The organism is Mesorhizobium norvegicum, from assembly GCF_004919685.1.
GTDB lineage: Bacteria > Pseudomonadota > Alphaproteobacteria > Rhizobiales > Rhizobiaceae > Mesorhizobium > Mesorhizobium norvegicum.
This window is the reverse complement of record NZ_SMYZ01000054.1, coordinates 161,902-177,792: the sequence shown is the minus strand read 5'-3', so window position 1 is coordinate 177,792 and position 15,891 is coordinate 161,902. Positions and strand designations below refer to the sequence as shown.

At 64.5% G+C, this 15,891-nt stretch carries 4 protein-coding genes; 3 read left to right on the top strand and 1 reads right to left on the bottom strand.

Features of this window, described 5'->3' with window-relative positions; all coding sequences use genetic code 11:
* Positions 1-53 precede the first annotated feature (53 nt).
* Positions 54-5,534: an alpha-2-macroglobulin family protein gene (locus FCU66_RS22865; protein ID WP_136618132.1), complete on the bottom strand. Its 5,481-nt coding sequence runs from the start codon at positions 5,532-5,534 to the stop codon at positions 54-56.
* Between the two features lie 271 nt (positions 5,535-5,805).
* Between FCU66_RS22865 and FCU66_RS22860 the strand changes: the two genes are divergently transcribed.
* The 3 genes from FCU66_RS22860 (at position 5,806) to FCU66_RS22850 (ending at position 15,710) form a co-directional block, all read left to right on the top strand.
* On the top strand, positions 5,806-7,734 hold the full coding sequence (locus tag FCU66_RS22860; protein ID WP_136618133.1) for an autotransporter assembly complex protein TamA: 1,929 nt from the start codon (positions 5,806-5,808) through the stop codon (positions 7,732-7,734).
* 3 nt (positions 7,735-7,737) lie between these two features.
* Positions 7,738-13,791, top strand: a complete 6,054-nt coding sequence (locus FCU66_RS22855) for a translocation/assembly module TamB domain-containing protein (protein WP_136618134.1) — start codon at positions 7,738-7,740, stop codon at positions 13,789-13,791.
* Positions 13,792-14,057: 266 nt separating this feature from the next.
* Positions 14,058-15,710 carry an ABC transporter substrate-binding protein gene (locus FCU66_RS22850; protein ID WP_136618135.1) on the top strand — a complete coding sequence of 551 codons (1,653 nt, stop codon included), beginning with the start codon at positions 14,058-14,060 and terminating at the stop codon, positions 15,708-15,710.
* Positions 15,711-15,891 lie beyond the last annotated feature (181 nt).

The window sequence follows — 15,891 nt, the reverse complement described above, 5'->3', positions numbered from 1 at the left end:
AGGGAGCTGTCGCTAGCGCAATCGCCATTTTCATCATCGTCACCATCAGCGCCTTACGGCGCCTTGATCTCCATCATGCCGGTGGCGGTGCGGGCCGAATATTGCGGCCGGTACATGTCTTCCACCGTTGCCGCCGGATGGGCGTAGGTGCCAGGCGTCACCGCGCGCACGACATAGGCGAGGGTCAGATTGTGGTCGTGGTCGCCGTCGGCCGGGTTGAACGCCGCGACGAAACGGTCGTCGCGGAATTCGAGATGGGCCGCATCGGTCTGCGCCAGCCACGAGAAGTTCGTCAACTGGGCGCTGGAGACCAGGCCCGGATTGTCGATCTCGAAGCCGGCTGGCAACAGGTCGGTGACCAGCAGGCGCGACGGCCATTTGTTCTGCTCGTTGACCTTGAGCACGACGACATAGCGTTCGTTCTGCGTCGCCTCGGTGACATTGGCTTCGGTGCCATCGAGCTTGTAGTAGGTGCGGCTGATGGTGAAGCCGTCGCCGCCGGCCGGCAGGGGCTGGATCGGCGACGCAACCGTGGTGACGACGGCCTGCAGCGGGGTCTTGCCGGTGTTGGCGATGGTCAGCGGGCTGTCAACCAGGTCGCTGCCTTCGACCTGGTTGGAATAGCCGCCGGAATGCGCCGCGCCATTGACGGTCAGCGTAATCGTATCATTGCCTTCCTTCAGCGCGCGGGCCGCCAGCAGCATCCAGGATTCGTCCTGGGTGGTGGTCCAGCGGGCTTCGGCGCGTTCCCTGGTCACCAGCTTGACCAGCTCCGGCACGATCGTCGGCACCGGCTTGGATTCCGCCGCCAGCGCCAGCATCGCCGCGCCGTCACGCAGCCGCGAGCCGTAGTCGGAGCGGTAGTAGTCATAGTCGGTGGTCGATTTGGCGAGCTGCAGGGCAGTCTTGAACGTCGATTCCGCACGCGGCGTATCGCCGTAGAGCGCCAGGCTCGCCGCCAGCTGGGCAACGGCCATCGGGCTCGAGAAGGCTTCGAGCTGGGTATCCGCGTAGTAGCGCAGATCGCCGATCGAGGCCTTCTTGTTGCGGGCCAGAACGTAGAGGGCGTAGGCGATCTCGCCGCCACGGTCCTGTACGCTCTGGTCGTAGCCGAGCGAGTTCTGCAGATTGCTCAGCGCCTGGTTCATGGCCAGGCTCGGCACGTCGTATTTCTGCTCGCGCGCCCTGGTCAGGAAGTCGGTGACATAGGCGTCGAGCCACAGATCGCCGGAGCCCGGACCCCACAGGCCGAAGCTGCCGGCCGAGGCCTGGTAGCTCAGAACCTTGTAGATGGCGTCCTGGATGCGGCCATGGATGTCGGGATCGCTTGCCATGCCGATGCCGGATGCCAGCTCGTTGACGTAGAGAAGCGGCATGGCGCGGCTGGTGGTCTGCTCGGCGCAACCATAGGGGTAGCGGTCGAGCGTCATCAGCAGCGACTGCACGTCGAAGGCGGCGGCCTGCGAAACGCCGACGCTGACGGAGGCGCCGTCGAGCAGGCTTGCCGCGAGCAGTTCCTTGTCGACGCGCAGCGCACCGCCATTGCCCTTGAGGTCGACCACCAGGCGGGTGGTGACCGGCAATTGCGCCGGACGCACCGGCACATAGAGCGTCTGCTCGACCTTGGTGCCGTCGGCATGGGCGAGCTTGATGGTAAGCGAGGCATTGCCGGCTGTCTGTGCGATCAGCGGCACGGTCAGTGTTTGCCGCTTGCCCTGGGCGAGCGTCAGCTTCTGGGGCAGGGGCTTGTCGCCCGTCGACAGGTCGCCCGTCGTTTCGATCGACAGCGCATAGTCGCCGGCAGGGCCGTCGGTGTCGGCGACATCGAGGCGCATGACGGCGGCGTCACCAGGCGCCAGGAAGCGCGGCAGGCCGGCGGTGATGACGACGGGATCGCGCACGATCACGTCGGACTGGGCGTGGCCGACCGCTTCCTTGGTCCAGGCGACGGCCATGACGCGCACGGTGCCGTTGAACTGCGGGATGTCGAAGTCGATCCGCGCCTTGCCGTCGGCATCGAGCTCGACGGGGCCGGAGAAGAAGGCGACCAGCTTTTCGGTGGGCGGGCTGCCTTGCGCCTGCATGTTGGCGCCGTCGCCGCCGGTCCTGAGCTTGCCGGTGTTGCCAAGCGAGCCGTCGATCAGGCGACCGTAGATGTCGCGGATTTCCATGCCCAGCATACGCTGACCGAAGAACCACTCCTCCGGATCCGGTGCCTTGTAGTTGGTCAGGTTGAGGATGCCGACATCGACGGCGGCAACCATGACATAGGCATTGCTGCCCGGCTGCACGCCGGCGACCGAAACCGGGATCGACAGCTGCTGGCGCGGCATGGTCTTGTCGGGCGGCGTCAAGGTGATGGCGAGCTTCTTCGAGCCCGGATCGACCTTCAGCCATTTCACGCCGATGGCGCGCGCCGGCATACGCGTTTCCTGGGCCTCGCCCGGTCGGAACAGGGTTGCGGTGACATAGGCGCCGGCGCCCCAGTCGTCGCCGACCGGAATGTCGACGGTGCTGCCACCGGCCGGCACTGATACCGTGACGGTCTTCAACAGCTTGTCGGAACCGATGTTGATAAGAAGTTCGCCGGCAAAGTGCGGCGAGACTTTCAGCTTGGCCACTTCGCCGGCGGCATAGGTGTCCTTGTCGAGGGCGATCTCAAGGCCGTCAGGCGTTTCGGTGGTGGTCGAGGAGACATACCAGCCGGCATCAAACTCGTAGCTGGTCGCCGGTCCCTCGGGATCCGATGTCTCGACCTCGAGGCGGTATTGACCCCAATCGACCGGCACGGAGACGGTTGCGTCGCCGTCGGCGTTGAGGTCGACCTGGCCGTTGGCTATCGACTTGGTGAAGGTGACCGGCTCGTAGTTCCAGGAATTGTTCGAGCGGTACCACTGGTAATTGCGTTCGACCTTGACCAGCGTCCACTGCGCGCCTTTCAGCGCCTCGCGCTTGCCGTCGGGATCGACGGCGATCAGGCTGAACTTGGCCGTGCCGCCCTGCGGCACTTCATTGTCGGCGAAATCCGGGCGGATGCCGATCATATGGCCTTGCGGGCGGATGCCGATGTTGAGCGAACGCTCGATGGCGCGGCCACCGGTTTCGCGCATCCTGACCGTCACCTTGGCGTCGACCAGCTTGGTGGTCGACGGCAGTTGCTCGACGGAGACCGGGAAGGTCACCTTGCCGTCATCGCCAACCACCGGCAGATCGGCGAGGGGGGTGACAGTGGGTTCGGCCGACTGCTCGTCGGCGAGGCCAAAGGAAAAGCCCTGGAAACGGTCCCAATCGCGCGACGTCGACAGCGTCAACTCGCCTTCCAGCGCCAGGCCTGCTGCCGGTGCGCCATAGAGGAAGCGGCCATCAATGTTGATGTTGGCGGTTTCGCCCTGGGCGATCTCCTGCTTGTCGGACTTCATGTCGAATTCGATGCGATCCGGCACGAAATCCTCGACCAGGAACATCTGGCTGGCCACCGCCGCCTGCTTGGGATCGGTGTAGATCGACACCGACCAGGTACCACGCATGGCGTTGGGTGCGAGCGGCAGGTCGACGGCATGGCCGCCGGCCGATGCGCCGTCACTGACGATGCGGCGGTCCTCGACGCCGTCGGGGCGGGAGAAGATGAAGGTCAGCGGCAGGTTCTCGACCGCTTTGGCGGCGCCGTCGCGGGCAAGCGCCGCGACATGAACATCCTCGCCGGCGCGATAGATACCGCGTTCGGTCCAGGCATAGACGTCAAGCGCACCGGGCGCCGCGCGGCCGGTGACGCCGCGGTCGGACAGGTCGAAGCCGGCCCGGCCCATGTCGAGGAAGACGAAGTCATTGTCGCCCTGCTTGGCCATCAGCACAGCCGGCACCATGCCGCCGTCGCCGCGCGTCAGGCCGGGGTTGAAGACGGCATGGCCGTCGGCATCCGATGTCGCTGTGCCGAGAACCTCATTGTTCCTGGCAACCAGGGTCAGTTCGGCGCCTGCTATCGGCTTGGCGCTGCCCAGCGAACGGGCAAAGACATTCAACCCGTCTTGGCCGGTATAGGTCGACAGGCCGATGTCGGAGACGACGAACCATTGCGTGGCCATCGAATTGTAGTCGTCGCTCTTGTCGTTGACGGCCTGGGCGGTCAGCACATAGACGCCGGGCTTGCGCTGCGGCAGCGCCTCGTCGACCGGGAAGGAGGTGGTGACCTCCTTGTTGAGATCATTGGCGATGTCGAGCTGGCCTTGCCAGACCGGCGCGCCCATCTGCTCGGAAATGTTGGAGATGTCATAGCTGTCGAGCTGGTGCAGGAACTGGTAGCCCGACAGAAGCTGTGCCAGCGAGCGGTCGCCGATGCGATAGAGCTTCATCTCGGCGGCGTTCATGTTGACGGTGACGACCGGGATGCCGCGGCGCGCGCCGGCCGGCAGCACGAAGCTGTCGCCGGTGAAGCGGGCGGATGGTGCGCGGTCCTGGACATAGATCGACAGCACCACGGGAGCCGCGGTCACCTCGCCGATGGCCGCCGGCAAGCCGGCGCGGAAGGTGACATCATAATGCTGGCCGTGCTCCAGACCTTCGACACAGATCTGCTTGTCCTTGGCCTCGACGCCCTTGGGCGGCGCGTTGTCGACGGTGACGAACTGCGCGTAGTCGACGCCGGTCTTGACCAGATCCTCGGAGAATTGCGCGCAGATGCGCGGCGCGCTGGTGTCGGCATCGACGGTGTGGTCGATGACGCGGAAACCCTTGCGCGCCTTGAGATCGGCATAGTCGGCCTGGACCGCCGGCGAAGGGTTCAGGGCAAGGCTGGCTTCATAGGCCTGCAGCGCCGGCCGGTAGAGATCGCGCTTGTCGAGGCCGTTGCCGAGCAGCGCCAGCACGTCGGCGCGCGTCTTGGTGGTGCGCAGCAATTTGTAGGCGTTGAAAGCGGCGGATGTGCCGTTTGCCGGCAAAGTGGAGGCTTCGGAGGTGCTGGCGGCGGGCTGCACGGCCAGCGTTTCACGCGCCAGGTTGAGCCAGAGCTGACCATCGTCGGGCAGCACCGAGACCGCGGATTCGTATTTCAGCATGGCGGAGCGGTGGTCGCCGGTCAGCACAGCCTGCTCGGCGGCGTTCATCAAGGCTGCCATGCCCTCGGTCGGCTTGTCATAGGCCGGACCGAGCAGCCTGTTGCGGTATTGCTGAGCCTGATCGGCCATCCAGTTGGGGAAGAAAGAGAGTTCCGGCGGCGCGCCGATGTCGGGATCGCCATCGAGGTTGACGACCTTGCCGGCAACCGCGCCGTTGAAGGATTTCAGCTGGTTGTAGTCGGATTTGAGGAAACACCATTTGGCTTTGTTGTTGTAGGTGAAGGCGCGGCAGGCCGGGTCGCCCAGGCATGTCGTCTTGCACTGGTCGAGCGTGACATTCTGGTCGGACCTGAGGTCGAAGCCGAAATAATCGGAATTGTCTGTTGTGGCGATTCGCCGGGCCTCAGCCGCTTGCGCGACACCACTCCAGGCAAAAAACAGAAGAATCAGGATCGACAGACCACGAGCCGCGCGCATTGCCATAACACCCTCCAGACAGTGCTAACGTCCAGGCATGATCAAGCTTCAGTCAGGCTTGTCAACACAAGGACGCGGCAGGGTTCCGCCTGCCAACGGTTTCCTTTCCGGCCAATGGCCGGTAGTACCTCCATAGGACAGGGGATCACGCTTTCTTGCGGCGACGCAAAAGGTGTGAATTCCAAGCCCGTCCTATTTCAGACAATTGGATTGTGGCCCCTTTACGAGCGCTTCAGAACTTCATTCCAATTTTAGTTTTATAACCTAGGTTGTCTTAATGCCGGCGCATGAAGAGCAGATGTCAGGAGGTCGCGCGCCAGGGCGTGCGCTTCCGCGCGCCCTGCTTTTGGCCATGATGTGCTCGACCGCGCTGCTCGCCGAATCGCGGCCGGCGGCGGCTTTCGAGCTTTTCGGCATCAAGCTGTGGGGGTCGTCCAGCGACGAGGATGCCGACATTGTCGATCCTATGCGCTATGCCGTCACCATCAATGCCCCCGACGCCGACAAGGATCTGGTCAAGAAGCTGGAAAACGCCTCGACGCTGAAAAGTGACGAGGAGCGTCCGGTTTCCGGCTCGCTCGGGCTGATGGCCAAGGCACGCAGCGATCGCGAGCAGCTGGTCGCCGCGCTTTATGCCGATGCCCGCTACGAAGGCGTCGTCACCATCACCATAGACGGCAAGCCGCTCGACGATTTGCCGCCCGACACCGAATTCAAGGGCCCGCAGCCGGTTCCCGTGGTCATCGACATTGCCAGCGGGCCGAAATTCACTTTGGGCAATATCCACCTTGAGGGCGACGCGGCGGGGCTGATGAGCGCCGATTACGGCCTGATATCGGGCGGCGACGCCGGGTCGGGCGCCGTGCTCAAGGCCGAGGCGCTGATCGTGCGGGCGCTGAAGGAGGAGGGCAGGCCGCTGGCCAAGGTGACGGACAGGCAGATCGTCGCCGACCACGCCACTTCGACGCTCGACGTGACGCTGACGGTCGCCGCCGGGCCGGTCGCCGGCTATGGCGACACCACTGTGGAAGGCACCGAGAAGGTCGATCGCGACTTCACCGAATACATGACCGGCCTCAAGCGCGGCCGGCAATACTCGCCGCAAGAGATCAGCGACGCGCGCGACCGGTTGCTGGCGCTCGAGGTGTTCAACAGCGTGACGTTCAAGGAAGCCGACACGCTCGATGCCGAGGGCAACATTCCGATCGGCGTCCAGGTCAGCGAGCGCAAGCCGCGCTATTTCGGCGTCGGCGGCACCTTCTCCAACACCGAGGGCCTCGGGCTCGAAGGCTATTGGGGCCATCGCAATTTGTTCGGGCGGGCCGAGAAGCTGCGCATCGACGGCGCCATCAGCGGCATCGGCAGCAACGATCTCGGCGAGCTCAACTACAATGCCGGCATCATGTTCGAAAAGCCCGGTGTGATCGGGCCGGCATCGAAGTTCTTCGCCAGCGTCAAGACCGTGCTCGAACATCCGGACGCCTATGACCATTTCTCGATCAAGGGCAGCACCGGCCTGTCCTACGAACTGACCAAGAAGCAGACGGTTTCGGCGGAAGTCGCGCTCGACTATTCCCGCATCCACGACGCTTTCGGCAAGCACAAATATCTGATCGCCAGCATTCCGCTGCAATATGTCTACGACAACAGGGACAACCGGCTGAACCCGACCAGCGGCTTCCGCGTGCTGGCCTATGCCGAGCCGAGCTACGACATTTTGAGCGGTGCGGCCTTCCTCAAGCTGAAGGGCGAGGGATCGGCCTATCAGTCGCTGGATTCGGCTTCGAAGTTCGTGCTGGCCGAACGTGTCGCCATCGGTTCGATCGTCGGCACCAGCCTCGAACACGTGCCGGCCGACCGACGCTTCTATTCCGGCGGCGGCGGTTCGGTGCGCGGCTATGCCTATCAGGGCATCGGCCCCAAGGACTTCACCGGCCAGCCGATCGGCGGTCTGTCCTTCTTCGAAACCTCGGTCGAAATGCGCATCGCCATCACCGACACGATCGGCATCGTGCCGTTCGTCGATGCCGGCACCGTGTCGACCAAATCGATCCCCGATTTCTCCGACGTCAAGGTCGGCGCCGGTGTCGGCCTGCGCTATGTCACGCCGTTCGGGCCGCTGCGCATCGACGCCGCCGTGCCGCTCAACCGCGATCCGGGCGACCCTCATTTCGGCATCTATGCCGGCATCGGGCAGGCGTTCTGAGCGATGAAGACGGTCTGGCGCATCCTTCGTATTGTCCTCTACACGCTGCTCATCGTGGTCGCGGGAGCGATCGGCGCACTGGTCGTGTTGACCAAGACCGAGCGCGGTCGCGACAATCTCGCCGGCATCATCTCGCGCATGGCTTCGAGCGACGACCGCAAGGTCACGGTCAGCGGCATCGACGGCATCTGGTCCGGGGCCCTCAGTGTCGACCATGTCGTGCTGGAGGACCGCGAGGGCGCCTGGCTGGTGGCGCGCAAGGTGGCCGTCGACTGGTCGCCGCTGGCGCTGCTGTCGAAGAACTTCAGCGCCGACCGCATCGCGGCCGAGCGCATCGAACTCGCCCGGTTGCCGGTGGCCAGCACGCAGCCAGCGCAGAGCGGCGGCACGACGACGCTGCCAGTTTCGCTCGATATCAAGCAGATCGACCTGCCCGAGATCGCACTGGGGCAAGACCTTGCCGGCAGCGGCATCGCCGAACTCGCCGCCAAGGGGATGCTGAAGGCCGACGCCGCGCCGCTGGCGGTCGAGACGACGCTCAACGTCACCCGCCATGACGGCAAGCAAGGCAATGTAGATGCCAAAATCCACTTTGCGCCGGCAGACAACAGGCTCGATCTCGACCTCAAGGCCTCGGAGCCGGCAGGCGGCATCATCGCCAATCTGCTCAAGCTGCCCGATACGCCGCCGGTCGACATAATCGTCTCGGGCACGGGACCGCTCGCCAACTGGAACGGCATCGGCACGTTCACAGTGGACGGCAAGATCGTCACCCAGCTGACGGGCCGCCATCAGCTGACCTATAAGGGAAATCACATCGAGGCCAAGGGCGACGGCGATTTCGCCCGCTTCCTGCCGGAGAATTTGAAGCCGCTGTTTGCCGGCAAGACCAGCTTCGATGTCGCGGGCACCGCAACCACCGCCGGCGGCGTCAGTGTCGACCGCGCCAATATCGACAGCGATGCGGTGCACGGCACCGCCACCGGCATCGTCGATCCTGCCGGCGCCAGCGATTTCTCGGTCGAACTCGCCGCCAAGGGCCCGCCCGTGGTGATCAGCGTCGGCAGCAAGGCGCAGCCGATCACGCTGGCGATCAATAACGCCACCGCGCGCGCGTTCGGCGACGGCAAGGCGCCGATCATCGATATCGGCGCGTCCTTCGTTTCGATCGTCGCCGGCGGCACGCGGCTGGACGATCTGGCGGCGCAGATCCATTCCGACGGCTTCGACATCCAGAACCGCGCCGGGCCGGTCACCGTCAAGCTGGAGGCGGGTGGTCTCAAGACCGACGTGGCGACGCTGGCGCCGCTGATCACCGGCAAGGTCGATGTCGATCTGGCCGGATCGGTCAGCAAGGATGCCATTGCTATCGACCAGGGCACATTGCGCTCCGATGCGCTTAACGCTTCGCTGACAGCCACTGTGGCGCTTGCCGACCTGTCGATGCAGCTCAAGATGAACGCGGATGCCGTGGCGACGGCCTTTCCGCCGCAGATCGCCTCGGTGCTCGGCGCCCGGGTGAAATTCTCGGCCAGCGCGGCCCGCGATCCGCAGGGATCCTTCGCCGCCAACTCGATCGAATTCACGTCCGGCACGCTCAGCGCCGCCGGCACGGCCAGCATGCAAGGCACCGACATCCAGGCCGACATCAAGGGCAAACTGGCCGACGTTTCGGTGCTGTCGCCGATGGTCGGCGTGCCGGTTGCCGGCGGTATCGATTTCGCGCTGTCGGCCAGCGGCGCGATGACGGCGCCGGACTTCACCGTCTCCGCCGACAGCGACAGCCTGACGGCCTCTGGCCGCACGGTGAAGACCATCAAGCTGACGGCAAGCGGCAAGGCCGACATCGCCAACCCCGCTGCCAACGTTTCGCTGACCGGTTCCGTCGACGACCAGCCGCTCGACATCAAGGCGGCGCTGGTGACCAGCGAAGGCAAGCGTTCGATCAACGGATTCCTGGTCTCGCTGGGGGACAACAAGGTCTCGGGCGATCTAGCGCTGGACGACAAGTACATGCCGCTCGGCACGCTGACGCTCGACGCGCCCGCTATCGACCAGTTGGCCGCACTTGCCGGCCAGGCGGTGACGGGCGACATCGACGGCACCATCCGCTTTGCCAAGGAGGGCGACGCGCCCTCCGTCGCGATCGACGCGAAAAGCACTTCGATCGCGCGCGGCGAGGTGACGGCCAAGGCCATCACCGTCAATGCGCTGGTCGCCAATTATCTCAAGGCGCCGGCGATCGCGGGTTCGATCAAAGCCGACAGCGTCACCTCGGGGACCACCGAAATCGGCGGCATCGCCGTCGACCTGAAGCGCGACGGCGACTGGACCAATTTCACCGGCGGCGCCACCATAGCTGGCATTCCGGCGACCGCTGCCGGTCGGGTGAAGATCGCCAACGGCACGACCAGCGTCGAGATCTCCTCGGGCGAAGCGACTGTTCGCGGCATCAAGGCGGCAGTCGCTCAAGCCTCGACGCTGAGCATCGCCAACGGCACGGCCAGCATCGAAAGACTGGCGCTCGATATCGGTGGCGGTTCGGTGACCTTGTCCGGTACTGCTGGCCAGACGCTCGACCTCGCGGCGCAATTTTCGGCACTGCCGGCAGCGCTCGCCAATGATTTTTCGCCCGGTCTCGATGCCGTGGGCACGCTTGGCGGCACGGCTGATGTGACCGGATCGCCGGCCGCTCCCGACGTCCGTTTCAACGCGCAGCTGGCTGGCGTCGAAACCAGCCAGACCCGCCATGCGGGGCTCGGGGTTCTCGCTGTCGATGCGGCCGGCAGTTACACCATGGCCGGCGGTGTTGTGCTCGATCATGCAACGCTGACCGGTGACAAGATTTCCGGCAAGGCGACCGGCACCCTCAACCGGAACGGCGCCAGCGATTTTGCGCTCGATCTCATCTCGTCCGGCCCCAGCCTGCCCCTGACTGTCGGCAGCGCCGAGAGCCCGGTCAAGATCGAGATCCAGTCCTTGTCGGCAAAGGTGGCGGGCGAGAGCACACGGGCCCGCCTGGATGTGTCTGCGATCCTACCCTCGATCACCACCAGCCCGGCGAAGGTGGACGGGCTTGCCTTGGCATTGCATTCGGATGCGTTCGATCTCAAGAACCGCGCAGGACCGGTTTCCGGCACGGTGTCGGTGGACAAGGTCGGTCTCGACAATCCCGTGATCGCGCCGCTGATCGCCGGCAAGGTCACGGCAGCGCTCAGCGGCCGCCTGACAGCCGATGCGGTCGCCATCGATAGCGGCTCGCTCAAGAGCGATGCGCTGAACAGCCAGGTCGTGGGCCAAGTGTCGCTGCGTGACGGCGCTATAGACCTCAACTTGATGGCGGATGCCCCATCATCGGCCTTGCCGGCGGCGGCGCGCGGCATGCTTGGCGAACGCGCGCAGATCAGCGCCACGCTGAAGCGCGACCCCAACGGCAGTATCGACATAGGCGGATTGAAGCTGACCTCGGGCGCGCTGACCGCCGAAGGGCAGGCGAGCCTTGCCGACAACAAGGTCGCCGCCGAGATCAAGGGCGCGCTGAGCGACATCTCGCTGCTGTCGAAAGATGCCAAGGGCGCCATCGCCTTTGCGGTGAACGCACAGGGGCCGGCTACCGCGCCGGATCTGTCACTGACGGTCGACAGCGACAGGCTGCTGGTGGCATCGCGCGAGATCACCGGGCTGAAGCTGACCGCCACCGGCAAGGCCGATGCCGCCAACCCGGCGGCGAATGTGCAACTGACCGGCAATGTCGCCGGCCAGGCGCTGCAGGGCAGTGCGGTGCTGACGACGGCGGACGGCAAGAGCGCCATCAACGGCCTGCTGCTGTCGCTGGGCAAGAACAGGATTTCCGGCGATCTGGCGCTGGATGAGAAGTTCGTGCCGGTCGGCACCATCGCGCTCGACCTGCCCGATATCGGCCCGCTGGCGGCACTGGCGCTGGAAAAGGCCGAAGGCGACGTGCGCGGCACGATTGCTTTCTCGAAGAACGGCACCGCACCGCAGGTCGCGATCAAGGCGGCGACGGCATCGATTACGCGCGGCGACCTGCAGGCGAAAGCCGTTTCTATCGATGCGCTTGTCGCCAACTATCTCGCCGCACCCGTGATCTCCGGAAAGATCCGCGCCAACACCGTCACGTCGGGCGGCACCGTGATCAGCGGCATCGATGTCGATTTGAAGCGTGACGGTGGCTGGACCGGCTTCTCCGGCGGCGCAACCGTCAAGGGCATTCCGGCACAGGCCGCCGGCCGCGTCAAAATGGCCAACGGCACGACGACCATCGAGCTGGCGTCCGGCCAGGCGACCGTCCAGGGCATCAAGGCGGCCATCGCCCAGGCCTCGACCGTCAGCATCGCCAATGGCACGACGACGCTGGACCGGCTGGTGCTCAACCTTGGCGGCGGCACGGCGACGGTGACCGGCAAGGTCGGCACGGCGCTCGACATCAACGCGACGCTGGCGCGGGTGCCGATGTCGCTCGCCAACAGTTTCTCGCCGGGCCTCGACGCCGCCGGCTCGATTTCGGGCACGGTCAAGGTGACGGGTGCACCGGCGAACCCTGCCGTCGCCTTCAACATCGATGCGGCCGGCGTGCAGACATCGCAGACCCGAGGTGCTGGTGTCGGTGCGGTAAGTATCTCCTCGTCAGGCACTTTTGCCGCCAACAAGCTGGCCTTCAATGCCAATGTCAGCGATGGAGCCGGCCTTGGCCTCAAGGGCGGCGGCACCGTGACGACGGCAGGTACGCCGGCGTTGGTGCTCGACTTCAATGGCGCCGTGCCCTTCGGCCTGCTCAGCCAGAAGCTCGCCGCGCAAGGCCTGTCGCTGTCTGGAACCGCCAATGTCAACGTGCAAGTGCGCGGCCCTGCTTCATCGCCTGTCATCGGCGGCAGCGTCAGCACCTCCGGTGCGCGCCTGGTCGATGCGCGCTCGGGCCTCGCCGTCAACGATCTCGCCGCCGATGTCTCGATCGCCGGCGGTGTCGCCCGGATCAACCGGCTGACCGGAACGCTGTCGACACGCGGCAGCCTGTCGGCCAGCGGCACCGTCGGCATCAACCCGGCGCAGGGTTTCCCGGCCGACCTGTCGATCAAACTGGTCGACGGCCGCTATACGGACGGCCGTGTGGTGACCGCCAATCTCGGCGGCGACCTGACGATCAAGGGACCGCTGACGTCAGCTCCGGTGATTGCCGGCACCGTCAACCTCGCCAAGACGGTGATCACGGTTCCGGATAAATTGCCTGGCTCGCTGGCGGCGCTCGACGTCAAGCACAAGAACGCGCCGGGTGCGGTCAAGGCGCAGGACAAGGCGTTGCGGCCGCCGACGACCAGCGGCAAGGGCGGCGGCACGGGCCTCGCGCTTGATGTCACGGTCAACGCGCCGAACCAGATCTTCATCCAGGGCAGGGGTGTCGATGCCGAACTCGGCGGCTCGCTCAAGCTGACCGGCCCGGCCTCGTCGCCGCAAGCGGTCGGCACCTTCACCCTGCAGCGCGGACGGCTGTCGATCCTCGGCAAGCGGCTGACCTTCACCGAAGGCACGGTCGGCTTCTCCGGCTCGCTGGTGCCCTACCTCAATCTGACGGCGACCACGACGACGACCAGCACCACCGTCACCATCCTGGTGTCGGGCGAGGCGACCAATCCGAAATTCACCTTCTCCTCGGTGCCTGCGCTGCCCGAGGATGAGGTGCTGGCGCAACTGATCTTCGGCCGCTCGATGTCGAACCTGTCGCCGCTGCAGATCGCCCAGCTCGCCGAAGCCGCCGGGCAACTGGCTGGGGTCGGCGGATCGACGTCGCTGCTGGAAAACCTGCGCAGCGCCATCGGCGTCGACGATCTCGACGTCACCACGGACGACCAGGGCGGCACGGCGGTTTCGGCCGGCAAGTACCTCAACGACCGCACCTATGTGACGATCCAGAAAGGCGACAAGCCGGGCTCGGGCAAGGCGACGATCGACCTCAATGTAGGGCGCGGCGTCAAGTTGCGTGGCGAGGCCAACGATGCCGGCGAAGCCAAGGGCGGCATCTTTTACGAGAAGGAATACTGATACTTCGGCGGGATTTTTGGCCTCATGGTGGCTCGATGTTGGCGCTGTCCGGGCCCCAGTAAATGTCTCAGTTTAATCGACTATCGAGATTCCAGAGGAATCCGGCGGGCAGTAGCAATTTTGCGCCAAGACTGTCGTTATCACGCGAACCGCTCCCTTTCCAAAGTTGCACATTCCTGGACATGTTCCCAATCGGGGCCGTCTTTGACATCATGGCCCGGATGCGGAATGTTAAAAGGCGGAAAGCCAACAATGGGAGTTAAGTCATGACAATTTACAAGAGTAATGGTGATCGCGTTCCGGATCACATCCTGGCCATGGCCGAAGATGCCAAGGCAGGCAAGGTCGATCGCCGCGAATTCCTGGCCATGGCCAGCGTCTTCGGTGCGTCGACGGCAATGGCTTACGGCTTGCTCGGCCTCGCCGACCCGACGCCGGCGAAGGCTGAAGAGGTAAAAGGCAAGAAGGGCGGCACGTTGAAGATCGCCCAGTGGATCAAGGATCCCAAGGATCCGCGCAAGGCCGACTGGTCGGAAATCGCCAATGCCGAGCGCCAGGCGCTTGAGCCGCTGGTCAAGTACACACCCGAATACACATTCCGCCCCTATCTGCTGGAAAGCTGGGACGTCAACGACGACGCCACGCAGTACACGCTGCATGTGCGCAAGGGCGTCACCTGGTCGAATGGCGATGCCTTCACCGCCGCCGACGTCGTCTTCAACCTAAAGCGTTGGGCCGACAAGAAAGCCGAAGGCAATTCGATGCCCGGCCGTCTCGGCTCGCTGGTCAAGGACGACAAGCTCGACGAAAGCGCCGTGACCATGCCTGACGACCACACGGTCGTGCTCAAGCTCGGCAAGCCTGACATCGCGCTCATTCCCAACATGTGCGACTATCCCGGCCTGATCGTCCACAAGAGCTTCGATGAGAAGGGCGGCGACTTCAAGGCCTGCCCGATCGGCACCGGCCCGTTCGAGCTCGTCTCCTACGATGTCGGCCAGAAAGTGGTTTACAAGCGCCGCACCGACGACAAGTGGTGGGACGGCGAAGTGTTCCTCGACGGCCTGGAATTCATTGACTACGGCACCGATCCGGCGGCCATGGTCAGCGCTTTCGAAGCCGGTGAAGTGCACACCAATTTCGAGACTTCGGCCGACTACGTGTCGATCCTCGACGGCATGGACCTGGTGAAGTCGGAAATCGTCACGGCGTCGACCATCGTCTGCCGCACCAACATCAACAACAAGCCTTATGGCGACCAGAAGGTGCGCAACGCGCTGCAGCTCGCGGTCGACAACAATGTCGTTCTTCAGCTTGGCTATGGCAATGCCGGCACCGTTGCCGAAAACCACCATGTCTGCCAGATTCATCCGGAATATTATGAGCTTGCGAAGGTCGCCCGCGATCCGGCCAAGGCAAAGGCGCTGATGGCGGAAGCCGGCCAGGCCGACTTCGAACACGAGCTGATCACCGTCGACGAGGACTGGCACAAGAACACCGGCGATGCGATCGCTGCCCAGATGCGCGACGCCGGCCTCAAGGTGAAGCGCACCGTGCTGCCGGGCTCGACGTTCTGGAACGATTGGACCAAGTATCCGCTGTCCATGACCAACTGGAACATGCGGCCGCTTGGCGTCCAGGTGCTTGCGATCGGCTATCGCACAGGCGAAGCCTGGAACGAGACAGGCTATTCGAATCCCGAGTGGGATGCCAAGCTCAATGCGGCGCTCGCCGTTGCCGACGCCGCCAAGCGCAAGGAAATGATGAAGGACATCGAGCAGATCCTGCAGGATTCCGGCATCATGATCCAGCCGTACTGGCGCAAGCTCTACAGCCACTCGGTCAAGGCGGTGCAGAACTACAAGATGCATCCGACTTTCGAGCGCGACTACGGCAAGGTCTGGCTCGACCAGGCTTGATCGTACTGACAAGGGGAAGGGGCGTCGCCCCTTTCCCTCGCTCTTTGCGTCGTCCGTCCCTGTTGGTCCGCGCTTTCTCAAAAAAGTTGCGGACTCGCGGGCAAGGTCATGCAACAAAAACAGGGTTGATCGCATCCGAAGGCCTGTTTGACAGCCAGCCCCGCCTGTCACGGCAGGGTTG